The 24,942-nt window shown below is 69.6% G+C and carries 26 protein-coding genes; 12 read left to right on the top strand and 14 right to left on the bottom strand.

All coding sequences use genetic code 11. The features are described from left to right. Window positions 1-66 precede the first annotated feature (66 nt). The 3 genes from radC (at window position 67) to U3653_RS16235 (ending at window position 2,529) form a co-directional block, all read left to right on the top strand. Window positions 67-771 carry a RadC family protein gene (gene radC / locus U3653_RS16245; RefSeq protein WP_195080502.1) on the top strand — a complete coding sequence of 235 codons (705 nt, stop codon included), beginning with the start codon at window positions 67-69 and terminating at the stop codon, window positions 769-771. 64 nt (window positions 772-835) lie between these two features. Beyond that, complete coding sequence (locus U3653_RS16240) at window positions 836-1,522, top strand: HEAT repeat domain-containing protein (protein ID WP_323124647.1); 687 nt, start codon at window positions 836-838, stop codon at window positions 1,520-1,522. After that, a complete protein-coding gene (locus U3653_RS16235; protein ID WP_195080503.1) occupies window positions 1,516-2,529 on the top strand; it encodes a MerR family transcriptional regulator in 1,014 nt (337 codons plus the stop codon). Before U3653_RS16240 ends, U3653_RS16235 begins: the two co-directional genes overlap by 7 nt. Window positions 2,530-2,590: 61 nt before the next feature. Here the strand turns inward: U3653_RS16235 and U3653_RS16230 are convergent, their stop codons facing one another. The 6 genes from U3653_RS16230 to sdhC all read right to left on the bottom strand — a co-directional run bounded on the left by U3653_RS16230 (window position 2,591) and on the right by sdhC (window position 7,038). Continuing rightward, window positions 2,591-3,016 carry a cytotoxic translational repressor of toxin-antitoxin stability system gene (locus tag U3653_RS16230; RefSeq protein ID WP_195080504.1) on the bottom strand — a complete coding sequence of 142 codons (426 nt, stop codon included), beginning with the start codon at window positions 3,014-3,016 and terminating at the stop codon, window positions 2,591-2,593. Next, on the bottom strand, window positions 3,013-3,429 hold the full coding sequence (locus tag U3653_RS16225; RefSeq protein ID WP_195080505.1) for a RelB antitoxin-like protein: 417 nt from the start codon (window positions 3,427-3,429) through the stop codon (window positions 3,013-3,015). Before U3653_RS16225 ends, U3653_RS16230 begins: the two co-directional genes overlap by 4 nt. A 188-nt stretch (window positions 3,430-3,617) precedes the next feature. Continuing rightward, a complete protein-coding gene (locus tag U3653_RS16220; RefSeq protein ID WP_195080506.1) occupies window positions 3,618-4,391 on the bottom strand; it encodes a succinate dehydrogenase iron-sulfur subunit in 774 nt (257 codons plus the stop codon). Beyond that, complete coding sequence (gene sdhA, locus U3653_RS16215) at window positions 4,391-6,190, bottom strand: succinate dehydrogenase flavoprotein subunit (protein ID WP_195080507.1); 1,800 nt, start codon at window positions 6,188-6,190, stop codon at window positions 4,391-4,393. Before sdhA ends, U3653_RS16220 begins: the two co-directional genes overlap by 1 nt. Window positions 6,191-6,206: 16 nt before the next feature. Continuing rightward, window positions 6,207-6,638, bottom strand: coding sequence for a succinate dehydrogenase hydrophobic membrane anchor subunit (locus U3653_RS16210; protein WP_039796191.1), 432 nt, complete (start codon window positions 6,636-6,638; stop codon window positions 6,207-6,209). A gap of 1 nt (window position 6,639) precedes the next feature. Beyond that, window positions 6,640-7,038: a succinate dehydrogenase, cytochrome b556 subunit gene (sdhC, locus tag U3653_RS16205; protein ID WP_083863252.1), complete on the bottom strand. Its 399-nt coding sequence runs from the start codon at window positions 7,036-7,038 to the stop codon at window positions 6,640-6,642. A 276-nt stretch (window positions 7,039-7,314) separates the two neighbouring features. On the opposite strand from sdhC, the gene U3653_RS16200 reads away from it, so the two are divergent. The 4 genes from U3653_RS16200 (at window position 7,315) to U3653_RS16185 (ending at window position 11,623) form a co-directional block, all read left to right on the top strand. After that, window positions 7,315-7,716: a cytidine deaminase gene (locus U3653_RS16200; RefSeq protein ID WP_195080508.1), complete on the top strand. Its 402-nt coding sequence runs from the start codon at window positions 7,315-7,317 to the stop codon at window positions 7,714-7,716. 241 nt (window positions 7,717-7,957) lie between these two features. Beyond that, on the top strand, window positions 7,958-9,247 hold the full coding sequence (locus U3653_RS16195) for a thymidine phosphorylase (RefSeq protein WP_195080509.1): 1,290 nt from the start codon (window positions 7,958-7,960) through the stop codon (window positions 9,245-9,247). A gap of 463 nt (window positions 9,248-9,710) precedes the next feature. Beyond that, window positions 9,711-10,808 (top strand): adenosine deaminase, encoded by a 1,098-nt coding sequence (locus tag U3653_RS16190; RefSeq protein ID WP_195080510.1) that lies wholly within the window; start codon window positions 9,711-9,713, stop codon window positions 10,806-10,808. 158 nt (window positions 10,809-10,966) lie between these two features. After that, window positions 10,967-11,623: a hypothetical protein gene (locus U3653_RS16185; RefSeq protein ID WP_195080511.1), complete on the top strand. Its 657-nt coding sequence runs from the start codon at window positions 10,967-10,969 to the stop codon at window positions 11,621-11,623. Here the strand turns inward: U3653_RS16185 and U3653_RS16180 are convergent, their stop codons facing one another. The 5 genes from U3653_RS16180 to U3653_RS16160 are packed head-to-tail and all read right to left on the bottom strand — an operon-like array spanning window position 11,624 to window position 15,026. Further along, a complete protein-coding gene (locus tag U3653_RS16180) occupies window positions 11,624-12,883 on the bottom strand; it encodes a SatS C-terminal domain-containing protein (RefSeq protein WP_195080512.1) in 1,260 nt (419 codons plus the stop codon). 26 nt (window positions 12,884-12,909) lie between these two features. Continuing rightward, window positions 12,910-13,257: a YbaB/EbfC family nucleoid-associated protein gene (locus U3653_RS16175; protein ID WP_195080513.1), complete on the bottom strand. Its 348-nt coding sequence runs from the start codon at window positions 13,255-13,257 to the stop codon at window positions 12,910-12,912. Continuing rightward, window positions 13,254-13,595: a hypothetical protein gene (locus tag U3653_RS16170; protein WP_067803443.1), complete on the bottom strand. Its 342-nt coding sequence runs from the start codon at window positions 13,593-13,595 to the stop codon at window positions 13,254-13,256. The genes U3653_RS16175 and U3653_RS16170 overlap by 4 nt, the downstream gene beginning before the upstream one ends. After that, window positions 13,592-14,701 carry a C40 family peptidase gene (locus U3653_RS16165; RefSeq protein WP_195080514.1) on the bottom strand — a complete coding sequence of 370 codons (1,110 nt, stop codon included), beginning with the start codon at window positions 14,699-14,701 and terminating at the stop codon, window positions 13,592-13,594. Before U3653_RS16165 ends, U3653_RS16170 begins: the two co-directional genes overlap by 4 nt. Window positions 14,702-14,705: 4 nt before the next feature. Next, entirely contained in the window at window positions 14,706-15,026 is a 321-nt protein-coding gene (locus U3653_RS16160; RefSeq protein WP_195080515.1) for a hypothetical protein, read from the bottom strand. 144 nt (window positions 15,027-15,170) lie between these two features. On the opposite strand from U3653_RS16160, the gene upp reads away from it, so the two are divergent. Beyond that, window positions 15,171-15,794 carry a uracil phosphoribosyltransferase gene (gene upp, locus U3653_RS16155; protein ID WP_195080516.1) on the top strand — a complete coding sequence of 208 codons (624 nt, stop codon included), beginning with the start codon at window positions 15,171-15,173 and terminating at the stop codon, window positions 15,792-15,794. Between the two features lie 12 nt (window positions 15,795-15,806). Here the strand turns inward: upp and U3653_RS16150 are convergent, their stop codons facing one another. Both U3653_RS16150 and U3653_RS16145 read right to left on the bottom strand, forming a co-directional pair. Beyond that, window positions 15,807-17,303: a phospho-sugar mutase gene (locus U3653_RS16150; protein ID WP_195080517.1), complete on the bottom strand. Its 1,497-nt coding sequence runs from the start codon at window positions 17,301-17,303 to the stop codon at window positions 15,807-15,809. Further along, window positions 17,304-18,083, bottom strand: coding sequence for a purine-nucleoside phosphorylase (locus U3653_RS16145; protein WP_195080518.1), 780 nt, complete (start codon window positions 18,081-18,083; stop codon window positions 17,304-17,306). Between the two features lie 743 nt (window positions 18,084-18,826). Here U3653_RS16145 and U3653_RS16140 point away from each other — a divergent pair. The 3 genes from U3653_RS16140 to U3653_RS16130 all read left to right on the top strand — a co-directional run bounded on the left by U3653_RS16140 (window position 18,827) and on the right by U3653_RS16130 (window position 22,594). Then, complete coding sequence (locus U3653_RS16140) at window positions 18,827-19,531, top strand: enoyl-CoA hydratase-related protein (RefSeq protein WP_195080519.1); 705 nt, start codon at window positions 18,827-18,829, stop codon at window positions 19,529-19,531. A gap of 556 nt (window positions 19,532-20,087) precedes the next feature. Next, window positions 20,088-21,329: a M20 family metallopeptidase gene (locus U3653_RS16135; RefSeq protein ID WP_195080520.1), complete on the top strand. Its 1,242-nt coding sequence runs from the start codon at window positions 20,088-20,090 to the stop codon at window positions 21,327-21,329. Window positions 21,330-21,445: 116 nt separating this feature from the next. Beyond that, window positions 21,446-22,594: a M20 family metallopeptidase gene (locus U3653_RS16130; protein WP_397070889.1), complete on the top strand. Its 1,149-nt coding sequence runs from the start codon at window positions 21,446-21,448 to the stop codon at window positions 22,592-22,594. Between the two features lie 212 nt (window positions 22,595-22,806). Here the strand turns inward: U3653_RS16130 and U3653_RS16125 are convergent, their stop codons facing one another. Continuing rightward, entirely contained in the window at window positions 22,807-23,280 is a 474-nt protein-coding gene (locus U3653_RS16125; protein ID WP_039796248.1) for a gamma-glutamylcyclotransferase family protein, read from the bottom strand. A 175-nt stretch (window positions 23,281-23,455) separates the two neighbouring features. Between U3653_RS16125 and U3653_RS16120 the strand changes: the two genes are divergently transcribed. Then, window positions 23,456-24,859, top strand: a complete 1,404-nt coding sequence (locus tag U3653_RS16120) for an NAD(P)H-quinone dehydrogenase (RefSeq protein WP_195080521.1) — start codon at window positions 23,456-23,458, stop codon at window positions 24,857-24,859. Window positions 24,860-24,942: the final 83 nt, after the last annotated feature.

Here is a 24,942-nt window from a genome sequence, read left to right as displayed (position 1 = left end):
GGCCGAGGTGTCGGTGGTCCCTGGCAGAATCCCGGGCACTGTTGGCGTGACCGAGGGGTGGAAGTCATGGCGGTCTCTCTCATCGACGTGCCGGTAACGCAGCGGCCGCGCGAGCGGTTGCTGGCGCTCGGCCCGCAAGCGCTGAGCGATGCGGAGTTGCTCGCATTGTTGCTGCGGCACGGCAGGCGCGGTGCGAGCGCGCTGGATCTGGCGGTGGAGCTGCTGGTCGAGCACGGCGGGCTGGCCGGCTTGTCGTCGGCGCGTCCGGAGGAGTTGTCGCGTCGGGCGGGCATCGGCGTGGCCAAGGCCGCCGCCATCATCGCCGCCTTCCACCTCGGCGCGCGCGCACGCGGGAGGCCGGACGCTTCGATCCGGCTCACCAGCCCCGCCGATGTGGCCGCCGCCGCTCTCCCGCTCTTCGCGGGCTGCCGGGTCGAGCGTCTGCTCGTGCTGGTCTGCGACGCGCAGAACCGCCTCCGTCAGAAGGTCTTCGTCGCCGAAGGCGCTGTCGATCAGGTGTCCGTCCCCGTCCGCGAAGTCCTGAACACCGTTCTGCGGCACGACGGCCGCGCCTTCGCCATCGTGCACAACCACCCCTCCGGCGATCCGACCCCCAGCTCCGACGACCGCCACACCACCACCCTCCTCATCGAAGCGGCCCGCACCGTCGGCCTCCGCTTCCTCGACCACGTGGTGCTCGCCGGGGAGAGGTGGACCAGTGCTCCGAGGTTCACGGGCCTACCAGAGCCACCGTCCCCGGGCACTGCATGAAGTGTTCAGCCGGAACCCGCGCTTGACCTTCGCACTGTGTCAAGGCCTTCACTGGCTGTCGGAGGTGGTCCCCATCAATTCGACACACAGCAATCCACAACACACCCGACTGCTCGGCGCATTGGCGGCGAAGAACTCATCGACGCGGCTCGAGGCAGCCCTCGCGATCGGCACGCATCCCGATCCCGGTTTCGTCGACGCGCTGATCGAACGATGCGCGATCGAGCCGGACTTCTTCGTGCGCGACATGCTCACGTGGGCGCTGACGCGGCTGCCATCGGCGATCACGGTGCCGAAACTCCGCGCGGAGCTGGGTTCGGAGCGTCCTCAGGCGCGCAGTCAGGCGCTGCACACGTTGTCCAAGATCGGCGACCAGGACGCCTGGCCCGCGATCACGCGGTCCTTGCTGCACGATGCCGATGACGAGGTAGCCCGGACCGCTTGGCGCGCTGCCGTCGTCCTCGCGCCCGAGGGGGACAAGGAAAGTCTGGCCGCGGAGCTGGCCACGCAGTTCGGGCGCGGTGACCGGGACGTACGGTTGAGCCTGAGCCGCGCTCTCGTCGCGCTGGGTGACGTGGTCGAGCCGGTCCTCCGGGCGGCGACGGCGAGCGACGACCCGGTGGTGCGTGCGCATGCGAGCGCCACCGAGCGACTCCTGCGCGATCCGGAGGCCGGATTCGACCTCGCCGTCGATCAGGCGAAACGGGTTGTCGCGCTCGGTCCGGATCGGGAGGAGACAACTGCGTGCTGATCGGTGAGGTGGCGCGGCGCTCGGGGGTGAGCGCGCGGATGCTCCGGCATTACGACTCCCTCGGGCTGGTGCGACCGACCGGCCGCACCGTGGGCGGCTACCGGGAATACTCCCCGGAGGACATCCGGCGCATCTTCCATGTGGAGGGGCTGCGGTCCCTGGGAATGTCGCTGAGCCAGATCGGACGCGCGCTCGACGACGCGGGATTCACACCGTCCGCGCTGGTCGGCGACCTCATCCGGAAAACAGAAGAACGACTGAACCGAGAGCGGGAACTGCTCGAGCGACTGCGCAGGGTCGATGCCGCCGAACCGTCCGGCTGGCAAGACGCCCTGCGCATCGTCGAACTCCTGCGCGGGCTCGGTTCGCCGGACGCCGCCCAACGACAGCAGGCGGTCCTGGCCCCGGCCGAGGACGTGTCGGTACCCGCCGAACTGCTGGCCGAGGCGGTGCTCACCGAATCCGATCCGTACGTGGCCGGGGCACTGCGGTGGGCGCTCGCGCGAGCCGGCGGTGACAGTGCGGCGAGCGTGGCGGCCGGCCTGGCCTCCGACAACGTCGACATCCGGCGGCGCGCGGTCCTGGCGCTCGCCGAACTACCGGGCGACGAGACCACGGCGGCGCTCACCAGCGCGCTCGATGACCCGGACGCGACGGTCCGCAGACGTGCCGCTCTCTCCTTGGGCGCGCGCGGCATGACACTGGCCGTGCCCGCGCTCGTCGGCACAGTGGTCGAGGGCCCGAACGATGTCGAGGCGGCCGAGATCCTGGGGACGCTGGCGCGCGACCCGGAGTGGGCCGGCCGGATCATCAGCGCGCTGGCCGACGAGCTGAACGAACACAAGGGTGATTCAGCGGTGCGGCTACGCCTGACCCAAGCGCTCGCCGAGATGCCGGGCGCCATCGCGCTGAATACCCTGCGTCAACTGGCCCGCGACGACGATCGCGCCGTGGCCGCCCTCGCCTCGGCCCTCGCGGCAACGCTCGAAGAACGGTCTGACGGATGAAGGACGCTCGCTCGACTTCTTGCTCGAGCATTCCCGGGGCGCCGTGGTCGGCAATCTGGTTTCAGCGGCCTTCGGTCCAGAACCGCTGTATGCGAGTGATCGCTTCCTCCCGGGTCATCAGGGCGATTTCGTCCTCGGTGAGACCGACTCGCTGAATCAGCAAGTGCACGAGGTCGATGGGCAATGATGACTTGGGCTTTTCTGGAACACCGCGGTTCGGCAGCACATCGTTCAAGACGCATTCCCAGAACGAATCCTCCGTTACGTCCAGCTGGTCCCGCAAGATGTGCGCCCACAGGGAAGAGCCGTAAGTTGTGCGATCGACGGGATGGGAGATGCGTGTGCGCAGAATTCGGCCGTCCGGTAGGCCCAATTCGTAAGTGATGTGGTGGGTTCCAGTGCGGCCTCGTGCATCCCGTATCCGCTCCCACCCCTCGATTTCGCAAAACTGTTCGTGGCGTTTGCGAGTCGGCTGCGGCCAGGTCATCCGGCGGCTCCGACCAGCCATTCCCGAAGTTGGGCGTCGTTGCTCAGGCCGATCAGCTGAATGAGGCCCCAGTTCTCCCGATGGTTCGGTGCATCGCGGAGCCTGGTTTGCCAGTCCTCGGCGTATTCGCGCAACGCGGCGATCGTCTCGTCTATGGCTTCATCGAGCGTGCTGCCGTCAGCGGCCACCGGCAACCCTGGTAGGAACACCGACCATCCCCCGTTCTCGGCAACCACTTCCGCACCGGACGGGCAAACCTTCGCAAGCATGTAGCGGAGCCGTTCAGCATCGACCACCGCGGCGTACTCGGCGTCGCGCCGTACCGTCGCCACACGTCCTCGTACGGCAGCATCCAACAATTCTTTGAGATGGGCACGCGCGTCGGTGTAGCTGTCATAGTGCACCGCTGACATCGGTCACCTCCAGAATCGCTGCGTCTCCATAATCCCGCCCTTCTACAAGTACGTCAAGTACGCCACGTACTGGTCGCCAGGCTGCGAATGCCGGCGACCGCCGATGCGGGCAGTCCCCCTCACAAACGGCGAAGGCCGCCTCCATCGCATTGATGGAGGCGGCCTTCGGTTCGGCTGGATCCGTGAAATCAGCGGGTGAACAGCAAGGCTCGCTTGACTTCCTGGATGGCCTTGGTGACCTCGATGCCGCGGGGGCAGGCGTCGGTGCAGTTGAAGGTGGTGCGGCAGCGCCAGACGCCCTCGACGTCGTTGAGGATGTCGAGGCGTTCGCGGGCGCCCTCGTCGCGGCTGTCGAAGATGAAGCGGTGGGCGTTCACGATCGCGGCCGGGCCGAAGTAGCTGCCGTCGCTCCAGTACACGGGGCAGGAGGTGGTGCAGCAGGCGCACAGGATGCACTTGGTGGTGTCGTCGAACCGGGCGCGGTCGGCCTGGCTCTGGATGCGCTCGCGGGTGGGCTCGTTACCCGAGGTGATCAGGTAGGGCTTCACCGCGCGGAACGCGTCGAAGAACGGCTCCATGTTCACCACGAGGTCCTTCTCCACGGGCAGGCCTCGGATGGGCTCGACGGTGACGGTGATCGACTTGCCTTCCTTGGGCAGCATGTCCTTCATCAGCACCTTGCAGGCCAGCCGGTTGACACCGTTGATCCGCATGGCGTCCGAACCGCACACGCCGTGCGCGCACGAACGACGGAAGGTGAGCGTGCCGTCCAGGTAGGACTTGATGTAGATCAGCACGTTCAGGAAGCGGTCGGTCGGCAGGACCGGCACCTGGAAGGACTCCCAGTGCGCGCCCTTGTCGTCCTCCGGGTTGAACCGGGCCACCTTCACGGTGATCATCACCGAGCCCTCGGGGACCGGAGCGGGCGTCTGCGAAGAGGGTGCTTCGGCAACAGCAGTCATCAGTACTTACGCTCCATCGGCTCGTAACGGGTCTGCACCACCGGCTTGAAGTCCAGGCGGATGTCCGAAAGGAGCTCCGAGCCTTCCTTGTAGGCCATGGTGTGGCGCATGAAGTTGACGTCGTCGCGGTCCGGGTAGTCCTCGCGGGCATGGCCGCCGCGCGATTCCTTCCGGTTGAGCGCGCCGACCACGGTGACCTCGGCCAGCTCGAGCAGGAAGCCGAGCTCGACGGCCTCGAGCAGGTCGCTGTTGTAGCGCTTGCCCTTGTCCTGCACGGTGATCCGCGCGTAACGCTCCTTGAGCGCGTGGATGTCGGTGAGCGCCTGCTTGAGCGTGTCCTCGGTGCGGAACACCGAGGCGTTGTTGTCCATCGACCGCTGCAGCTCGGTGCGGATGTCGGCGACCCGCTCGTCGCCGTGCTCGCTCAGCAGCTGGGCCAGCCAGTCCTGCACCATCCCCGCCGGGTTCTCCGGCAGCTCGACGAACTCGCTGCGCTGCGCGTACTCCGCGGCGGCGATGCCGGCGCGGCGGCCGAACACGTTGATGTCCAGCAGCGAGTTGGTGCCCAGACGGTTCGCGCCGTGCACCGAGACGCACGCGCACTCACCCGCGGCGTAGAGGCCGGGGACGATGTCGCTGTTGTTGCGCAGCACCTCGCCGCGGATGCGGGTCGGGATGCCGCCCATCACGTAGTGACAGGTGGGGAACACCGGCACCAATTCCTTCACCGGGTCCACGCCCAGGTAGGTGCGGGAGAACTCGGTGATGTCGGGCAGCTTCTCCTCGAGCACGTCCTCGCCGAGGTGGGTCACGTCGATGTAGACGTAATCCTTGTTCGGTCCCGCGCCGCGACCCTCCAGCACCTCGAGCACCATCGAGCGGGCGACGATGTCGCGCGGCGCGAGGTCCTTGATGGTGGGGGCGTAGCGCTCCATGAACCGCTCGCCGTCGGCGTTGCGCAGGATGCCGCCCTCGCCGCGGACCGCCTCGGAGATCAGAATGCCGAGCCCGGCCAGGCCCGTCGGGTGGAACTGGTGGAACTCCATGTCCTCCAGCGGCAGGCCCTTGCGGAACACGATCGCCATGCCGTCGCCGGTCAGGGTGTGCGCGTTCGAGGTGGTCTTGTACATCCGGCCCGAGCCGCCGGTCGCGAACACGATCGACTTGGCGTGGAAGACGTGGATGTCACCGGTGGCCAGCTCGTAGGCGACCACGCCGGTGGCGACCGGGCCGCGATCGGTCTCGGTGAGCACCAGGTCCAGCACGTAGAACTCGTTGAAGAACTCCACGTCGTGCTTGACGCAGTTCTGGTACAGCGTCTGCAGGATCATGTGGCCGGTGCGGTCGGCGGCGTAGCACGCCCGGCGGACCGGGGCCTTGCCGTGATCGCGCGTGTGCCCGCCGAAGCGGCGCTGGTCGATCTTGCCCTCGGGCGTCCGGTTGAACGGCAGGCCCATCTTCTCCAGGTCGAGCACCGCGTCGATGGCCTCCTTGGCCATGATCTCCGCGGCGTCCTGGTCGACCAGGTAGTCACCACCCTTGACCGTGTCGAAGGTGTGCCATTCCCAGTTGTCCTCTTCGACGTTGGCCAGCGCGGCGCACATGCCGCCCTGCGCCGCGCCGGTGTGGCTGCGCGTCGGGTACAGCTTGGTCAGCACCGCCGTCCGAACCCGCGGGCCGGCCTCGATCGCGGCGCGCATGCCCGCGCCGCCCGCGCCGACGATGACGACGTCGTAGCGGTGCTCCTGGACAGGACGAGATTCACCAGTCCCGATGGTTCGTTCGCTGCGCTCACTCATGCGAGGGGGCCTGTTCCTAACTGATGTTGGGGTCGAAGGTGAAGATGACGTAGGTGCCCACGCCCATGATCAGGATCATCGAGACGGCAAGCAGGGTCTTGAGCCAGAAGCGGGTCGAGTCCTTGCGGGAGTAGTCGTCGATGACCGTGCGCAGGCCGTTGCCGCCGTGCAGCTGGGCCAGCCACAGCATGGTCAGGTCCCAGAACTGCCAGAACGGGCTGGACCAGCGGCCTGCGACGAAGGCGAAGTTGAGCCGCTTCACGCCGCCGTCGAGCAGCAGCATGATCGCCATGTGGCCGAGTACCAGCACGATCAGCAGCAGGCCGGAGAAGCGCATGAACAGCCAGGCGTACTTCTCGAAGTTGTTGTTCGAGCGCGCGCGCGGCGAGCGGGGCAGGTCCAGGCTGGCCGGACGGTCATAGGACTTACCGATGACAGGTGCGCTCATTTCAGTGCTCCGTGAACAGGTAGAAGAACTGGCGCCCGATCGCGGGAACGGCCAGCAGGAACCAGATCGCGAGAATGATCCAGAGCATCAGCCGCTGGTACTTCGGGCCCTTGGACCAGAAGTCCACCAGGATCACGCGGACGCCGTTGAGCGCGTGGAACAGGACGACGACGACCAGGCCCATCTCCATCAACGCCACGATGGGCGTCTTGTAGGTCTCGATCGCTTCGTTGTAGGTGTCCGGGCTCACGCGCACCAGGGCGGTGTCCAGCACGTGGACGAAGAGGAAGAAGAAGATGGTGACGCCGGTGATCCGGTGCAGCGCCCACGACCACATGCCAGGGTCGCCTCGGTACAGCGTCTTCCGCTTCGGCTGGGCCGGAGCTTCAATCGTGGTCATAGAGTGCGGTGCCTCCAACGTCGTTGATGGACCCGGTCGCAGGTCCGACGCCGACGGCGTGGCGGGCGAATGCCCAGGTGGCTGTACTCCGGCCCGTCGCAGGGAACCTGAACCGATCTGTTCTGGACTCTAATCCTCCAGCAATCCCGGAACTAATTCGGCGTACCGTGCGTTGCGCGACACCGGATCGGGTTAGGCTTACCTTTCTTGATGGGTGCGAGGTTCCGTCGTGGCCTTCGCACGGCCGTGATCGGGTCGGTCCGAGAGGGGTTGTTTTTGCCGGAAATCGACTGGAAATTATTGCGGGCCAGCGCGTTTCAAGTTATGCGCAACGCCTATGCGCCGTACTCGCGGTTTCCGGTCGGCGCCGCGGCTCTCAGTGCCGATGGCCGCGTGGTGAGCGGTTGCAATGTGGAAAATGTCTCATACGGTTTGGGCCTGTGTGCCGAATGTGTACTCATCGGTAACTTGATTTCGGGGGGTGGGGGACGTCTGCGGGCGATCTCCGTGACGGATTCTCGCGGCGAAATCCTGATGCCCTGCGGGCGCTGCCGCCAATTGCTGCACGAGCACGGCGGGGCCGATCTCCTGGTCGACCACAAGGCCGGGCCGGTGCCGCTGCGCACGCTGCTGCCGGACGCGTTCGGTCCCGACGACTTGGACGCCGGGCAGGTCTGAGCGAGTACACCGGCGACGCGTGTGCTGCTGCCGGTGGTGCCCCTCGCTCGCGGCTGCGGGCCTCCCCGCATCGACCGCCACGACACCGAGATCGACTTGGCCCTGACTCGCGGCCGCGGGCCTCCCGGCGCGATCGACCCGGCCGATCGGGGGTCCGGCGCGCCCGGAAAGGTGCCGGATGGTGGTTTCGTCCCATCGGCGAGAACCCGGGCGCGCGTCGGCCCGTGCCAGACTGTCGACCGTGACGGCACTGGACGCGGTTTCGATCATCACCACCAAGCGCGACGGCGGCGAGTTGTCGGACGCGCAGATCGACTGGGTGATCGACGGCTTCACCCGCGGCGCGGTGGCCGACGAGCAGATGTCCGCGCTGGCCATGGCGATCGTCTGGCGCGGGATGACGCGGCGGGAGACGGCGCGGTGGACCGCCGCGATGATCGCCTCCGGGCGGCGCATGGACCTCACCGGCCTGCCACGCCCGACGGTGGACAAGCACTCCACCGGCGGGGTGGGCGACAAGATCACGCTGCCGCTCGCGCCGCTGGTCGCGGCGTGCGGCGCGGCGGTGCCGCAGTTGTCCGGGCGCGGTCTCGGGCACACCGGCGGCACCCTGGACAAGCTGGAATCGATTCCCGGCTGGCAGGCGGACGTGCCCGCGGCGCGGATGCGCGAGCTGCTGGCCGATCCCGGCATCGGTGCGGTGATCTGCGCGGCGGGCGCCGACCTCGCGCCCGCGGACCGGCGGCTCTACGCGTTGCGCGACGTCACCGGCACGGTCGAGTCGATCCCGCTGATCGCCAGTTCGATCATGAGCAAGAAGATCGCCGAGGGCACCGCTGCGCTGTTGCTGGACGTCAAGGTGGGCTCCGGCGCCTTCTTGAAGACCCTTGACGGGGCGCGCGAGCTGGCCACCGCGATGGCCGAGCTCGGCGCCGACGCGGGCGTGCGGACGATTGCCCTGCTCACCGCCATGGACACCCCACTCGGCCGCACCGCGGGCAATGCCCTGGAAGTCGCGGAATCGGTGGAGGTGCTCGCGGGCGGCGGCCCCGCCGACGTCGTCGAGCTGACCATCGCGTTGGCTCGTGAGATGGTCGCGCTGGCCGGTCTCGACGCCGATCCCGCCGACGCGCTGGCCGACGGCAGGGCGATGGATCACTGGCGCGCGATGATCCGCGCCCAGGGCGGCGACCCGGACGCGAAGCTGCCCACCGCGAAGCACACCGAGACCGTGCGCGCCGACGCCGACGGCGTGCTGACCCGGCTCGACGCGCTGAGCGTCGGCATCGCCGCCTGGCGCCTCGGTGCGGGCCGGGCGCGTCAGGGCGATCCCGTGCAGTTCGGCGCGGGTGTCGAGATGCACGCCAAGCCCGGTGACGCCGTGACGGCAGGTCAGCCGCTGCTCACGTTGCACACCGATACGCCCGCGGCGTTTCCCGGGGCCATCGCGGCCTTACGCGACGCCGTCACGATCGGAACCGATGCCGCGTCCGCTCCGGACTCGTTGGTTCTCGACCGCATCTTGTCCTGAGTCATCCGGGGTTGTCGCGGGCAATGGTGTCCCGAATCGCTCGCCGGTCTCTGCCTCCGCGCTGACCCTGCGGCCGCCGAGCATCGCCCGGGCATTGCCGGTCTGCGACCGTCGCACGCACCGGCGGCCTTGCCGTACTCGCGTTCGAGGCGCAGCAGCGCGGGGCCGATGAGGGCGTCTCTCGACCACGGCTGCACGGAAGCTCGTCCGTGCGGCGAGAGTCAGACTTCACGCGCGAGGGAGTGTTCGGAGCACCGCGCTCGCCGTACGATTCGGCGCCGAAGCGTGCCGCCCGCCGCCTGGTGGCGGCCGCACGCGTTCGCGCGGGCGTGTTGGGGCCGGTGGTGTGAGGCAGGACCGGGCGGTGTCCGGTTGTGGACCGGCCCGCATCCGGCGGGCAACGAGATGGTGGTTGCCACCCGAGTCGGCTGCCGTTTCGGCGCGCTGCGGCTACCGTCGTTACATGACTGGACCGATGCCTCTGACCCTCGCCTCGATCCGCCAAGCGCCGAAGGCGCTGCTGCACGACCACCTCGACGGTGGCCTGCGGCCCGCGACGGTGCTGGAACTAGCCGCGCACTGCGGCTACCAGGAGCTACCCGCCCACGACGAGGCGTCGCTGGCGGCCTGGTTCCGCGACGCGGCCGACAGCGGATCGCTGGAACGGTACCTGGAAACCTTCGCGCACACCGTCGCGGTGATGCAGACCCCGGAGGGCCTGCGCCGGGTCGCCCGCGAATGCGCCGAGGACCTCGCCGCCGACGGCGTCGTCTACGCGGAGGTCCGGTTCGCCCCCGAACAGCACTTGGAGCGCGGACTCACGCTGGACGAGGTGGTCGAGCACACGCTGGCCGGATTCCGCGAAGGCGAGGCGGCCGCCGCCGAGAGCGGCCATCCGATCGTGGTGACCTGCCTGCTCACCGCGATGCGGCATGCCGCGCGCTCCCGAGAGATCGCGGAGCTCGCGGTGCGTTTCCGCGATCGCGGGGTGGGCGGTTTCGACATCGCGGGCGCGGAGGCCGGTTACCCGCCGAGCAGGCATCTGGACGCGTTCGAATACATGCGCGCCAACAGCGCGCACTTCACCATTCACGCCGGCGAGGCATTCGGTCTTCCGTCCATCCACGAGGCGCTCGCGTTCTGCGGCTGCGACCGGCTCGGCCACGGCGTGCGGATCACCGACGACATCAGCGTGCCCGGTGCGATCGAGGACGCACAGCTCGGGCCGGTCGCCAACTACGTCAGGGACATGCGCATCCCGCTGGAGCTGTGTCCGTCGTCGAACGTGCAGACCGGCGCGGTGCCCTCGCTGGACAAGCACCCGTTCGACCTGCTGGCCCGACTGCGTTTCCGCGTCACGGTGAACACCGACAACCGGCTGATGAGCGACACCAGCATGAGCCAGGAGATGCTGAAGCTGGTCGAGACGTTCGGCTATGGCTGGAGCGACCTGGAACGGTTCACCATCAACGCCATGAAATCGGCGTTCATCCCGTTCCCCGAACGGCTGCGGATCATCGACGACATCATCAAGCCCGGATACGCGGTGCTCATCGGATAGCGGACACGCGCGCCGGAGGCGGTCGCGGATCACCGTGCGGCAACGAAAACGGCCGGCGGCGAGGTCGCGCAAGCGGGCCGGTAACCGGTTCGCTACGGAAGCGGTCGGCGGTAAGGTTCCGCAGCCCGGTCGGCAAACGGTTCGCTAGCGTGGCGATCATGGCGACTTTGCGCATCCCCCGCCGGTTCAACGGTCCGCCCGACTCCGGCAACGGCGGTTACGTGGCCGGTCTGCTCGCCGACCAGCGCGACGAGCAGACCGTCACCGTGATCCTGCGCAGTCCGCCGCCGCTGGAGACGCCGCTGGCCGTGCGGGACGAACGGCTCTACGACGGGGACACGCTGATCGCCGAGTCCAAGAGCGGCGAACTCGAACGCGACGCCCCGCGTCATGTCGCGTTCGACGACGCGGTCGAGGCGACGCGCAGCTACACGAGCATCGAGATGTTCGCGTCCTGCTTCGTCTGCGGCAGCGGCCGGGCCGACGGGCTGCGCATCGAACCCGGCCGACTCGATGACCACCGAGTGGCCGCGCCGTGGGTGCCCGACGCCACCGTGCCGCTGGGGCCGCCGCTGCTGTGGGCCGCGATGGACTGCCCCGGCGGCTGGTCGCTGCCCGGCATGCTCGAACGTCCCGCGCTGCTCGGGTCGATGACCGCCACCGTGCACGGCATTCCGCAGGTCGACGAGCGCTGCGTCGTGGTGGGCGAATTCCACGGCGAACAGGGCCGCAAATGCTGGGCCTCGACCGCCGTCTACGGCGCGGACCAACGCCTGCTCGGGCAGGCCGAGCAGGTCTGGATCCGGCTGGCCTAGTTACTGCTTGTCGAGCCGGGACTCCAGGTTGCGTTCCAGTTCCCGCCACGCCTGGGCCTCGGCGGTGAACGGCGGGTTGGGCGCCAACCGGGTGGGATCCGGATTGAGCAGGTAGGAGACATACCAGCCCAGCGGGGTGGATTGGGCCAGGGCCTGTTCCACCGTGTCGTCGTCGGCGTAGTCGGCGGCGTCGGTGAACAGCTCGACCGCCAGGTCCAGCTGTTCGATGTCGACCGCCTCCGGGCCTTCGGCCAGGTCCTCGGCCAGGCCGGGCAGCACGTAGACGTTCTCGTCGGTGACCTCGACCTCCAGCGAGCCGTCCACCGCCGCGGTCTGCACGTCGGCGAAGGTGCTCACGCGCGCCAGATCGTGCTCGTGGTCGTCGGCGAGGTAGCGGGCCAGCGCGCGCTCGGAGGAGAACACGGTGATCGAGCCCTTTGAGCCGAGGAAGATCGGCTCGTCGTCGAGGTAACAGCGCAGCGTGAAGACGCTGCCCTCCGAGGTGATGATCTTGACCGGGTCGATGCCGACCTCGTGCCAGAACGACTCGTCCTCGTCTTCCTCGTCGTCGTCCTCGTCTTCTGCGTCGAGGTCGACCGGCTCGAACTCCTCGTCCTCGTCGCTGTCGGCCGCGTCGTCGGCGTCGACCACGTTCTCCTCGGCGGCCAGCAACTCCGCCTCGGCCACCGCGACCGCCTCGGCGTCGACCTCGGGCGTCCGCACCACGGAGTCGATGGCGTCGAGTACGTCGTCCCAGCCCTTGGCGATGGCCGCGCCGATCTGGTCCCACAACTCTTCGCCGTCGCGACCGACGAACGCGTTGACGCCGCCGGGCAGCGCGCCGAGCACCGGATGCGAACCGAAGAACTTGGTCACCGTCTCGAGTTCGCACACCTCGCCGATGTTGCGGACCATGCTGAGCGTGTCCTCCAGCTCGGCGACGGTGTCGACGTCGGGCTCGCCCGCCGCCAGCTCCGGCACCGCGACCAGATCGAAGGAGAAGTTCTCCTCCGGCTCCAGTTCGACCGCCGACAGACCCGCGACAACCTTCCAGGCCGGATGGTCCACGAGGTCGTTGTCGGCGTTGGTTCGGATGAATGCGGCCAGCTCCGCCACGGACTCGAAACCGTAGAGGGCGTCCTCGTGCCCGAGGAACGCCTCCCACTCGTCGTCACCGTCTCGCCAGCGCGGTGCCCACAGGGTGACGAGATCGCCGTCGGTCAGGCCGAGCTCGATCGGGACGATGTCTCCAGAAGCCATGTGCGGAAGCCTATCGACCTTCCGCGTCAGGCACTATCCGGCCCGCCCCCATTCGTGCCCGCGGGCGGCGCCGCGGCGGGCACGAACGACTCGTTCAGTGTCGCAACGACCTTGGACCGCTGCGCGCCGGCGTCCTCGGCGGCCTGCCTGCACGCCCAGACGATCAGCTGCCCGACCTCGGCGGGCGGCAGCGAGGTGACCGATTCCGCCAAGGTCAGGCCGACCAGCGCGCCGTCGCTGTTGACCTCGACGCTCACCGCGCCGTCCGGCGAGGTGAACCGCCCACGCACCTGCTTCAGCCCGTACAGCGCGGCTTCCAGCGCCTCCAGTTTCTGGGTGGCCGACGCGACCAGGGCGTCCATTTCCGCACTCATACCGGCCTCATCCAGCTCGTCGGTCCCGTGTCCGCGTCGTCGATCCGGTCCAGCTCGTCGACCGCCTGCTGGCGGGTGGGCAGGCCGAGCCGGTCGAGGATGTCCGACGGCATGCCCGCCTCGGCGAGCAGTTCGCGCCGCCGCGCCCGCGCCGCGATGGCGGAACGCTGGGTGAGCCGCAGGATCTCGTTCGCGAGCGACTGTGCGCCGTAGCGGTATTCGCTGCGCTCGAACTTGATCTCCACCGGCATGCCCTGATCGGTGGCGCGCACCGAGATGGTGCCCGAGCGGTTGCTGCTCGCCGCCACCGTGACATTGGGGACTTGTGGTCGGGTCATGCCGTCGGCCTGTAGAAACCGTAGAAGTCCATGCCTGAGTTCTCCGTTCGAATCGAGCTGATCTGGACCGGGTCACCCGCCTCGACGAACTGTCCGTTGCCGATCACCATGGCCACGTGGCCGTCCCAGATCGCGAGGTCGCCCGGCATCAGGTCACCGGCCGACACCGGTGTTGCCCCGTTGCCCTGGTCGCACGCGAGCCTGGGCAGGTCGACGCCCGCCTCGCCGTAGGCGTATTTGGTGAGCCCGCTGCAATCCAATCCCGCGCCCGGGGTGTTGCCGCCCCAGACGTAGGGCGTGCCGACGGCGCCGATCGCCGACCGGACCGCCGTGGCGGCCTGCTCGTTGGGGGCCTCCACGACACTGCCGTCGGGCAGCGTGATCTTCACGCCCTTGCCGTCGTCGGGCGCCCCCGACGAACCCGTGTCGGGCCGAGGCGTGCCCGACGTGCCCGGCGTGCCGCGGGAACTGCGTGTGGACTGCGACTGGGTGGGTGTGGCCATCACGGTGCTCAGCAGCGAGCCCGCACCGTTGAGCACGCCGGAGGCGGCGGACGCCGCTTGCTGCACGCCCGCGGCGGGCACACCGGCGAGCGAGGGGGTCGGCGGCGGCGGGGTCAGGTCGTTCATCGACGCGGTGTGCGTCTGCAACTCGTTCTGCACCCGGCCGACGACAGTGAGCGCCTGGTTGAGATGGTCGATCGCCGAACCGACGAGCACCGTCAGCCCCTCCGGCGTCGCCAGGACCGGGCCCATGCTCGCCGCGGTGTTCACGAAGGACTGCGCGATATCGGTGAGCTCTTTCTGGCCCGTCTCGACCTCGCCCGCGGCCTGGTTCACGACCGTGGCCATCTCGTTGCCGCGATCGGAGATGGTCGCCGCGGAGGTCTGCACCCGCAGCGCCTTCGCCGTGGCCGCGTCGGCGGCGCGGCCGTCCCACGCGTCGTTCATCCCGTTGATGCTGTCGCGGCCCATCTGATGGATCCGGTCGACCGCGGTCGAGGTGCTGCGCAGCGCGTCGGTGGGACCGCCGGAGGGCAGCACACCGCTGCCGAAGCTGGCGAGCAGGTCCAGGATCGGCTGGGCCAGTGCGTTGACATCGATCACGCGCTCACTCCAGCTCGGCGGCCGCGCTCCGCAGCGCGCCCGCGTGGGCGGCGTCGGTCTCGGTGAGGACGGCCGCAGCACCGGTGGCAGCGCCGCCCATGCTGGTCAGCACCGCCGACAGCTGACCGATCGAGGCGACGTGCCCGGCGTGCGCCGCGGCGTAGGCCGCCATGAAGTCACCGCCGATCAGGCCCATGATCGGGCCGAGCAACGCGGGCTCGGCGGCCGCCGCGCTCACCCCCGCCGCCGCCATCTCACCGGCCATGACGTGGGCGGTCGCGCCATAGGCAGCGATGCCTTCGGTGTCCGCCGACATCTTTCGCATCAGAGCTTCCCCCATCTGTTGTTCCCAGGCAGAGTACGTCATCCACTTGGTTCGACGCGCGCGGTTGCGTTTCGGTTCCGCCGCATCGAGAAAAAGTTCGGTGGCGTCCGGCGGCGCGCCCGCGACCGACCTTATCGTTCCCTCATGCGCACCCACACCGTGGACCATCCACTCGTCGCCGCCCTGCTCACCACGATGCGGGACGAGCGTACGCCGAATCCGGCTTTCCGTGCCGCACTGCGGGATCTGACCGGAATCCTGATCTACGAGGCGCTGCGCGAGGCGGAGGTGGAGCGCTTCGAGATCGCCACACCGGTCGCTCCCACCGAAGGCTTCCGCCTGGCCCACCCGCCGCTGCTGGTTCCGGTGCTGCGCGCCGGACTCGGCATGGTGGACGCGGCCGCCGAGCTGATCCCGGACGCCGGAATCGGATTCGTCGGAATCGCCCGCGACGAGGACACGCACCTGCCGGTGCCGTACATGGAATCGCTGCCCGCGGATCTCGCCGGACTGCCGGTCTTCGTGCTCGACCCGATGCTGGCCACTGGCGGCTCCATGCGGCACACCCTCGAACTGCTCGCGGCGCGCGGCGCCACCGACATCACCGCGGTGTGCGTCGTCGCCGCCCCGGAAGGCATTGCGACGCTATCTGATTCGGGCCTGCCGGTGCGGCTGGTCACCGCCGTGGTCGACGCGGGCCTGAACGAGAACGCGTATATCGTGCCCGGCCTCGGCGACGCGGGCGACAGGCAATTCGGCCCGCGCTGAAGCGTTTCCGGGTCAGAACTTCCGGCAGAACTCGCGCAGCGCCGAGAGGCGTTCGCGCGCGGCGGCTCGCGCGGCGGGGAGATCGGCACGCGAGCCGACCGGTTCGACCACCTCCAAGTAGCACTTGAGCTTCGGTTCGGTGCCGGAAGGGCGGACCACCACGCGGGACGAAACGCCCTGGAAGACGAGCGCGTCGGTCCGCATGCGGCCCCGCACCAGGAGTTGATCGGTGTACTCCATCGGCTCGCCGGCGATCTCGCCCGGCGGATCGGCCCGCAACCGCTCGACCGCGGCCGCCGCCTCGGCGGAGGAGGCCAGCCGCAACGACACCTGCTCGCCCGCGTGCAGGCCGAATTCCACCGCGTAGTCGTCGAGTTCGTCGTTCAGGTCGCGGCCCGCCGCCTTCAGCCGGGCCACCAGGTCCGCGGCCAGCACGGCGGCGGAGATCCCGTCCTTGTCTCTGACCGCCGCCGGGTCGACGCAGTGGCCGATCGCCTCCTCGTAGGCGTAGACCAAACCGTCGCCCGCGCGGGCCAGCCATTTGAATCCCGTGAGCGTCTCCGCGTAGCGGCCGCCCCGCGCCGCGGCCAGCTTCGACAGCAGTCGCGAGGACACGATGGTCGTCGCCACCAGCGCGCCGTCCGGGGCGGTGCGCAGCACGCAGTCGCCGAGCAGCACACCGGTCTCGTCGCCGCGCAGCATCCGCCAGGCGCCGTCCGCCCCCGGAACGCCCACCGCGCAGCGGTCCGCGTCCGGGTCCAGCGCGATCGCCACGTCGGCGCCGACCCGAGCCGCCGTCGCCAGCAGCAGGTCGGTCGCGCCGGGTTCCTCCGGGTTCGGGAACGCGACGGTCGGGAAGTCGGGATCCGGTGCGAACTGCTCCTGGACCACGTGGATGTCGGAGAATCCCGCCGCGCGGAGCGCTTCGACGGCGAGTTCGCCGCCGACGCCGTGCAGCGGGGTGAGCGCGATCCGGACGTTCGCGCGCTCGCCCGGTCCGCCGATCCAGGCGGGCAATTCGGCGACGCGCCGCAGATAGCGGCGCACCACGTCGTCGTCGGCAGGGGTGACCGGCAGGCGATCGATCGGCTCGGCGACGGCCTCGATGCAGCGCTCGATCTCGGCGTCGGCCGGGGCGATCAGCTGGGATCCGCCGTCGAGGTAGACCTTGTAGCCGTTGTCGGTGGCCGGATTGTGCGAGGCCGTGATCTGCACGCCCGCGACCGCCCCCAGCTCACGCACCGCGTACGCGACCACGGGCGTCGGCAGCGGACGCGGCAGCAGCGTCACGGGGAAGCCCGCCGCGGCGAAGATCTCCGCGGTCGCCACGGCGAACTCGGCGGAACCGTGCCTGGCGTCGCGGCCGACGACCACCGCGCCGCCGCCCAGGCAGCGGTCACGCAGCCACGCCACGAGCCCCGCCGTCGCGCGGCTCACCGTGGTGACGTTCATGCCGTCCGGGCCGTCGCGCAACGGCCCGCGCAGGCCGGCCGTGCCGAAGCGCAGCATCTAGACCCGTTCCAGCACGCCGCGCAGCAGCTTGCCGAGCCGGGGCGCGGCGGCATGCCCTTCGGCGAGCACCTCCGCATGGGACAGATGCGCGCCCGTCACCCCCGCGGCCAAGTTGGTGACCAGCGAGATGCCCAGCAGCCGCGCGCCGAGCGCGCGAGCGGCGATCGCCTCCAGCACCGTGGACATGCCGACCAGATCCGCGCCGATCGTGCCAAGCATCCGGATCTCGGCGGGCGTCTCGTACTGCGGCCCGGTGAGGCCCGCGTACACGCCCTCGGTCAGGCTCGGATCGATCTCCCTGGCCAGCGCCCGCAACTGCGGATCCCAGGCGTCGACCAGGTCGACGAAGGTCGCGCCGGCCAGCGGCGTCCGGCCGGTCAAGTTGAGATGGTCGCTGATCAGCACCGGCTCACCCACCCGAAGGCCGGACCGGATACCGCCCGCCGCGTTGGTCAGCACGACGATCTCCGCGCCCGCCGCCACGGCCGCCGACACCGGGTGCACCACATCGGCGGGCTGATATCCCTCGTAGAGGTGCTGGCGGCCCATCAGGAGCAGCACGTCGTTGTCGTCCACCTGAACGGAATGGATCACGCCGACGTGGCCCTGTGCGGTCGGCGTCCCGAAACCGGGCAGCTCCGGCATCGGCACCGACGCCCGCGGCGCCCCGATCTCCGCGGCCGCGTCCTGCCAACCGGATCCCAGCACCACCGCGATCCGGTGACGTGACACTCCCGTACGTTCGGCGATCGCCTCAGCGGCCTGTTCGGCAAGCATGATCGTCACGATAGTGGATTCCAGCGCCTGCGGCGCTGGGTGTTCGCGGCCCCTTTATGGCTCGCGTGTGCGCGACCGCCGCTTGCTCCTTCGTCGCGTACGCGGCGGCCGCGCACACGCGAGCCGGGCCGCGAACGGCGGATGCTCGGTCTCGCTTCGCTCGAAAGACGTGGTTGCGGTGAGCCGGGCGCGTTGGTGATCGAACGCTGGGACACAGGGCGCGCGGTTCAGAAGTCGGTTTGTTCGGCCGGGCCTCGCACTCGGTGTTCGCGAAGCTCTTGTGTTCATGTCCAAACGGCGCGCACGCGAGCTGCGGCGGATGGCTGGTCTCGCTTCGCTCGAAAGTCGTGGGTTGTGGTGCGCTGGGCGTGTCGGTGTTCGGACGCCTGGACGCAGGGCGCGGGTCGGATGGCGGGTTTGTTCGGCCGGGCCTGCAATGGGTGTTTGCGGCCCTGGCGTCGCTGCCGTTGCGCGAGCGCCGCTTGTGGCCTTGTCGCGTTGAGCGTCGGTCGCGAAACGCGGAGGACGGCGAAGGCCGGATGCTTGGTCTCGTTCGGCTCGGAAGTCGTGGTTGGGGGTGCGCTGGGCGCGTCGGGGTTCGACTGCTCCTGGGTTGCAGGGGGCGGCTCGGAAGCCGTGCGGTGGACCGGTGATCACCGGGGGAGCGGTTGGGCGTCGTGGTCTGCGGGGTGAGTGCTACCCGTGAGTAGGGGCGTCGGGCGCGGCCCGTTACGCTGCACCGCATGCCGTATCTGGAACGCCAAGGTGAAGTGTTCGTCGTCTACCTCGGGGCCGAGGGGCAGACGGACAGCGAGAACCGATTCCACCCGGATTGGATCGACGCGTTTCACGGGCTGCTCGACGAGGTCGAGAGTTCCACGGGGCCTGCCGCGCTGGTGACGACGGCGACGGGGAAGTTCTTCAGCAACGGTCTCGACACGGATTGGCTGTTCGGCAATCTGGACAAGATGCACGGCTATCTCGATCGCGTGCACTCGCTCTACACCCGCCTGCTCGCTTTCCCGCTGCCGACCGTCGCGGCGATCAACGGCCATGCCTTCGGCGCGGGCGCCATGCTGGCCACTTCGCACGACTTCCGGGTGATGCGCGCCGATCGCGGCTTCTACTGCCTGCCCGAGGTGCACCTGGGCATGCCGTTCACCATCGGGATGAACGCTCTGCTCACCGAGCGGCTGACCAACCAGGTGTGTGTGCAGGCGATGACCACCGGCCACCGCTACCCGGCCGACGAGGCGATCGCCGCGGGCATCGTGGACGGCAAGGCCGAAGCCGACGAGTTGCTCGCGACCGCCGTCCAGCGCGCGGCGACGCTGGCGAGCAACCGCAAGCCCAACCTGCCGGTGATCAAGCGCGCCCTGCACGCGAAGGCACTGGCCGGCCTCGCGGTGCCGACCACCCCGGAGAACCTGGCCTTCGCCACCAGTTGACCCGCATTCGCGGACAACGCCGGTGCCGCCGCGTCCGGCCGGCCCGATCGCCCACGCACCCGGAGGCCGGCCGCACCGCGTCTCTGGCGAAGCGTGACCGCGGTGCCGTCGGAGCTTTGCGGGCGGTCGCCGCGTGAGTGGAAGCTCAGCGAACCTCGACCCCGTCTTTCGGGCGAAGCGACCGCCCATCCTCCGTCCACGGCCGGGCTCGCGTTTGCGCGGCCGACAACTGGACGCCGTGGGAGCAAACGAGCAGCCCGCCCGAGCCGACAACCAGCCCGCCCGAGCAGCCCGCCCGAGCCGCAAACCAGCCCGCCCCACACAGCGTGCACCTGATACCGGGCTCCGGCACCAACGCGCCCAGCGCACCGCCACCACGTGTTTCGAGCGAAGCGAGACCGAGCATCCGCCGTTCGCGGCCCGGCTCGCGTGTGCGCGGCCGCCGCGTAGGCGGCGAAGGAGCAAGCGGCGGTCGCGCACACGCGAGCCACAAAGGGGCCGCGAACACTCAGCGCCGAAGGCGCTGAAAAACCAACACAGTGCGAGACTGTGTTGCATGTCATCACCGCGCGGCGGGCGTCAGGGAACGCAACACGACGGCAACGCCGTGTGCGAGGTCGACGCTGTCGCGCGCGGTGACGCCGCGATCCGGGCGGCGGCCGCCGAGTTGGTCGCGCTCTCGCACGCCATCCACGACGAACCGGAGTTGGCGTTCGAGGAGACCCGCAGCGTCGCCAAGACCATCGCTCCGCTGGCCGAGCGCGGCTTCGAGATCGAGGCCGGGGTCGCGGAACTGCCGACGGCTTTCCGTGCGCGCTACGGCAGCGGCTCGCTGACCGTCGGCATCTGCGCCGAGTACGACGCGCTGCCCGAGATCGGCCACGCCTGCGGGCACAACATCATTGCCGCCTCCGCGGTCGGCGCCGCGCTCGGTCTCGCCGAGGTCGCCGACGCGCTCGACCTCACCGTGCTGGTGTTCGGCACACCCGCCGAGGAGAGCGGCGGTGGGAAGGTGCTCATGCTGGAACGCGGCGTGTTCGACGACGTCGCGATGGCGATGATGGTGCATCCAGGCCCGCTCGACATCGTCGGCGCCCGCTCGCTGGCTCTGGCCGACCTGTCGGTGGTCTTCCACGGGCGCGAGGCGCACGCCAGCGCGGCCCCTGAGCAGGGGCGCAACGCGGGCGACGCGGTCACCGTCGCGCAGGTCGCCCTGGGGTTGCTGCGGCAACATCTCCTGCCCGGCCAGCAACTGCACGGTATAGTCGGCGACGGTGGCGTAGCTCCCAACATCGTGCCCGGACGTGCGGAACTGCTGTATTACCTACGCGCAGTCGACTCCGCATCCCTCGATGATCTGATGCGACGAGCGTCGGCTTGTTTCGAGGCGGGCGCCCTCGCGACCGGCTGCACCCACGAAATCCGGACGCTCGCGCCGACGTACACCGAGCTGACCCCGGATCCGGAGTTGTTGCTCGTCTATCGCGAGCAGCTCGCCGGATTGGGACGCGTGCCGCTCGCTCCGGAGTTCGAGGCGCAGCGGCCGCTGGGCAGCACCGATATGGGGAACGTCACCAATGTCATTCCGGGCATCCACCCGGTCATCGGCATAGATGCCGGTGGTGCGGTGACACATCAGCCAGGCTTCGCCGCGGCCAGCGTCAACGCCTCGGCGGATCGTGCGGTCCTCGACGGTGCGCTCGCGCTCGCGCGTACCGCAATCGCCGTCGCCCGCGATGACATCCATAGAGACAGGTTGTTGCAACGGCTAGTTCAACGACAGGAGGACATTCGGTGAGCACAACCGGCCGTTCTGCGGCGCCGGCGACGGGCCCGGAGGTGGGCGTCCGTGTGGCCACGGAGGGCCACGGCAGCTCCGCAGTGTCGGAGACCGGGGGATCAGGGCGCGAAGCGGTGGAGTCGTGGCTGGCCGATCACACGGTCGATCTCGTCCAATGGCGCAGGCACATCCACGCGAATCCGGAGCTGTCCCGTACCGAGTTCGGCACCACCGAGTTCGTCTCGGCGTGGCTGACCAAGGCGGGTCTGACGCCACAGGTGCTGCCCGGCGGCACCGGCCTGATCTGTGACATCGGACCGGAAGGACCGCGGATCGGCCTGCGCGCCGACATGGACGCGCTGCCGCTGCAGGAGTTCACCGGACTGCCCTTCGCTTCGACGGTTCCCGGCGTCTCGCACGCCTGCGGCCACGACGCGCACACCACCATCCTGCTCGGCACGGCGCTGGCGCTGGCCGAGGTGCCGCAGCTGCCGGTCGGCGTGCGGCTGGTCTTCCAGCCCGCGGAGGAGGTCATGCCGGGCGGCGCGATCGATGTGGTCGCCGCGGGCGCGATGACGGGCGTGGAGCGGATCTTCGCGCTGCACTGCGACCCGCGCCTGGAGGTCGGCCGGATCGGCATCCGGGTCGGTGCGATCACCTCCGCCGCCGACACCATCGAGCTGGTGCTCGATTCGCCCGGCGGCCACACCTCGCGTCCGCATCTGACCAGCGACCTGGTCTACGCGATCGGCTCGGTCATCACCGGCCTGCCCGGCCTGCTCAGCCGCCGGATCGACCCGCGCACCAGCACCGTGATGGTGTGGGGCGCGGTGAGCGCGGGAAAGGCGCCGAACGCCATCCCGCAGACCGGCATGCTCACCGGCACCATCCGCACCGGAGATCACGCGACCTGGTCGTTGCTGGAGCCGATGGTGCGGGAGATCGTCGACGGCCTGCTCGCCCCGACGGGCGTGCGTTACCAGCTGAACTACCGGCGCGGCGTGCCGCCCGTGGTCAACGACGAGCACTCCACCCGCCTCTTCGAGGACGCCATTCGCGCACTGGGCCCCGACGCGCTGGCCGACACTCCGCAGTCCGGCGGCGGCGAGGATTTCTCCTGGTACCTGGAGGAGGTGCCGGGCGCGATGGCGCGCCTCGGCGTCTGGTCCGGCGAGGGCGAACAGCTGGATCTGCACCAGCCGACCTTCGACATCGACGAGCGGGCGCTCGCGGTCGGCGTCCGGGTGCTGAGCAATCTCGCGCTCGGCGTGGGCCCTGTCTGACCTCCAGCGCCTGCGGCGCTGAGTGTTCGCGGCCCGTGGTGGCTCGCGTCCGAGCGGCGAGACGCGCGCATGCCGCGCTTCGCTCCTGGACGCGAGCCGGGCCGCGAACGGTGCTCGACGGCCTCGCACTCGACGAGGCCGGGAGCGTGACAGTGGTCGAGCCCGGCGGAGAGGGCACGGCCACACCGCAGGCGTTGCTAGGTGACGCGCGCTCAGCCGAAGTTGCCCGGGCCGACGTTGCGGCTGTTGCGAGTGCGTAGGGCGTGCACGTAGTCCTCTGGCGCACCGGCCTTTTCGGCGGCGTCGGCGATCACGCCGAGGTAGCGGGCCGATGGCAGGCCGCCCTCATAGGCGTCCAGCACGTAGAGCCAGGCCAGCGTGGGCTCGCCACCGTCGCCGTTGCGGGTCACGCGCAGGCGGATCTTCTTGTGGATGCCGAAGTCCGAGCCCTCCCAGCGGTCCAGGCGCTGCTCGTCCTCCGGGGACACGTCGTAGAGCACGACGAACACCCGGGAACCGGGATCCTCCACGACCGTCGCGAGAGGCCCTTCCCAGCCGATGTCGTCACCGGCGAAGGTGAGCCGCCAGCCCTCCAACCAGCCCGTCCCGGACATGGGGGAGTGCGGACAGCGCTCGAGCATCTGCGTCGAGTCCATGTTGGACCCATAGGCGGCATAGATCGGCACCAGCAAAGGGTAGCCAATAACCTTCGCAGACCGCGTTCGATTGCCGCACCTGCGGCGCGCCGCCCGGCGGTCGACCGTTGCGCACCGGTAACGCGGTCGGTGGTGCGAGGTGGTTGCCGGATAACGTTGACCTCGTGCCGGAGATCCCGGCGCGAAGCACGGAGCGGAGGTATCAATGACCCGCATCGCGATCATCGGTGGCGGACCGGCCGGCTATGAGGCGGCCTTGGTGGCGGCCCAGCACGGAGCGTCGGTGACGCTGATCGATTCCGACGGCATCGGCGGAGCGTGCGTGCTGTGGGACTGCGTCCCCTCCAAGACCTTCATCGCCTCCACCGGCGTGCGCACCGATCTGCGCCGCGCTCGCGATCTGGGGATCACCCTCGACCCGGCCCAGGCGCAGGTGCAATTGCCGGAGGTGAACGCGCGCGTCAAGGCGCTGGCGCTGGCGCAGTCCTCCGACATCCGCTCGAAACTGCAGACCGTCGGGGTGACGGTGCTGGCAGGTTACGGCGAGCTGATCGATCGAGGCAGCGGCCTGGCCGCGCACCGGGTGCTGGCCAGACTGGCCGACGGCGCGCAGCAGATCATCGAGGCCGAGGTGGTGCTGATCGCGACCGGTGCGAGCCCGCGGGTGCTGCCGGGCGCGGAGCCCGACGGTGAGCGGATCCTCAACTGGCGTCAGCTCTACGACCTGGATGAGCTGCCGGAGACCCTGGTCGTCGTCGGTTCCGGTGTGACGGGCGCGGAGTTCGTCTCGGCATACACCGAGATGGGCGTGCGGGTGAAACTGGTCTCCAGCCGCGACCGCGTGCTGCCCGGCGAGGACGCCGACGCCGCGCTCGTGCTGGAGGACGCGCTCGCCGAGCGCGGCGTCGAACTGGTCAAGCACGCCCGTGCCGACGCGGTGGAGCGCACCGCCGACGGCATCGTGGTCAAGCTCTCCGACGGCCGCACCGTCTCCGGCTCGCACGCGCTGATGACCGTCGGCTCGACACCCAACACCACCGGCCTCGGGCTGGAAAAGGTCGGCATCGAACTCGACCGCGGCGGCTATCTGCGGGTGGACCGCGTGTCGCGCACCTCGGTGCCGGGCATCTACGCCGCGGGCGACTGCACCGGCCTGCTGCCGCTGGCCTCGGTGGCCGCGATGCAGGGGCGCATCGCGATGTACCACGCGCTCGGCGAAGGCGTCAGCCCGATCCGACTGAAGACCGTCGCCTCCGCGGTGTTCACCCGGCCGGAGATCGCGACCGTCGGCGTCAGCCAGACCGCGATCGACAACGGCGAGGTGCCCGCGCGCACGGTGATGCTGCCGCTGAACACCAATCCGCGCGCCAAGATGTCCGGGCTGCGACGGGGTTTCGTCAAGATCTTCTGCCGTCCGGCGACCGGCGTGGTGATCGGCGGTGTCGTGGTCGCGCCGATCGCCTCGGAGCTGATCCTGCCGATCGCGCTTGCGGTGCAGAACAATCTGACGGTCAACGACCTGGCCCAGACCTTCTCGGTGTACCCGTCGCTCACCGGTTCGGTGACCGAGGCGGCGCGTTTGCTGATGCGGCACGACGACTTGGGCTGAGCTCGGGTTTGACGCACCGGGTGCCGTGTCCGATCCCGGACACCGGGCCCGGTGAACTCGGGGCGGACGCGGGATGCGGGCGC

Origin of the sequence: Nocardia implantans (genome assembly GCF_035544775.1) — a bacterium.
Lineage (GTDB): Bacteria > Actinomycetota > Actinomycetes > Mycobacteriales > Mycobacteriaceae > Nocardia > Nocardia implantans.
This window is presented reverse-complemented; position numbering and strand designations above follow the sequence as displayed.

What these genes read in the sequence shown, in the direction of transcription:
- radC (WP_195080502.1), top strand. Translation starts at nt 67, where the DNA reads ATGGCGGTCTCTCTCATCGACGTGCCGGTAACGCAGCGGCCGCGCGAG.
- U3653_RS16230 (WP_195080504.1), bottom strand. Translation starts at nt 3,016, where the DNA reads ATGACCTGGCCGCAGCCGACTCGCAAACGCCACGAACAGTTTTGCGAA.
- U3653_RS16225 (WP_195080505.1), bottom strand. Translation starts at nt 3,429, where the DNA reads ATGTCAGCGGTGCACTATGACAGCTACACCGACGCGCGTGCCCATCTC.
- U3653_RS16220 (WP_195080506.1), bottom strand. Translation starts at nt 4,391, where the DNA reads ATGACTGCTGTTGCCGAAGCACCCTCTTCGCAGACGCCCGCTCCGGTC.
- sdhA (WP_195080507.1), bottom strand. Translation starts at nt 6,190, where the DNA reads ATGAGTGAGCGCAGCGAACGAACCATCGGGACTGGTGAATCTCGTCCT.
- U3653_RS16210 (WP_039796191.1), bottom strand. Translation starts at nt 6,638, where the DNA reads ATGAGCGCACCTGTCATCGGTAAGTCCTATGACCGTCCGGCCAGCCTG.
- sdhC (WP_083863252.1), bottom strand. Translation starts at nt 7,038, where the DNA reads ATGACCACGATTGAAGCTCCGGCCCAGCCGAAGCGGAAGACGCTGTAC.
- U3653_RS16190 (WP_195080510.1), top strand. Translation starts at nt 9,711, where the DNA reads ATGACTGGACCGATGCCTCTGACCCTCGCCTCGATCCGCCAAGCGCCG.
- U3653_RS16185 (WP_195080511.1), top strand. Translation starts at nt 10,967, where the DNA reads ATGGCGACTTTGCGCATCCCCCGCCGGTTCAACGGTCCGCCCGACTCC.
- U3653_RS16180 (WP_195080512.1), bottom strand. Translation starts at nt 12,883, where the DNA reads ATGGCTTCTGGAGACATCGTCCCGATCGAGCTCGGCCTGACCGACGGC.
- U3653_RS16175 (WP_195080513.1), bottom strand. Translation starts at nt 13,257, where the DNA reads ATGAGTGCGGAAATGGACGCCCTGGTCGCGTCGGCCACCCAGAAACTG.
- U3653_RS16170 (WP_067803443.1), bottom strand. Translation starts at nt 13,595, where the DNA reads ATGACCCGACCACAAGTCCCCAATGTCACGGTGGCGGCGAGCAGCAAC.
- U3653_RS16160 (WP_195080515.1), bottom strand. Translation starts at nt 15,026, where the DNA reads ATGCGAAAGATGTCGGCGGACACCGAAGGCATCGCTGCCTATGGCGCG.
- upp (WP_195080516.1), top strand. Translation starts at nt 15,171, where the DNA reads ATGCGCACCCACACCGTGGACCATCCACTCGTCGCCGCCCTGCTCACC.
- U3653_RS16150 (WP_195080517.1), bottom strand. Translation starts at nt 17,303, where the DNA reads ATGCTGCGCTTCGGCACGGCCGGCCTGCGCGGGCCGTTGCGCGACGGC.
- U3653_RS16145 (WP_195080518.1), bottom strand. Translation starts at nt 18,083, where the DNA reads ATGCTTGCCGAACAGGCCGCTGAGGCGATCGCCGAACGTACGGGAGTG.
- U3653_RS16140 (WP_195080519.1), top strand. Translation starts at nt 18,827, where the DNA reads ATGCCGTATCTGGAACGCCAAGGTGAAGTGTTCGTCGTCTACCTCGGG.
- U3653_RS16135 (WP_195080520.1), top strand. Translation starts at nt 20,088, where the DNA reads ATGTCATCACCGCGCGGCGGGCGTCAGGGAACGCAACACGACGGCAAC.
- U3653_RS16120 (WP_195080521.1), top strand. Translation starts at nt 23,456, where the DNA reads ATGACCCGCATCGCGATCATCGGTGGCGGACCGGCCGGCTATGAGGCG.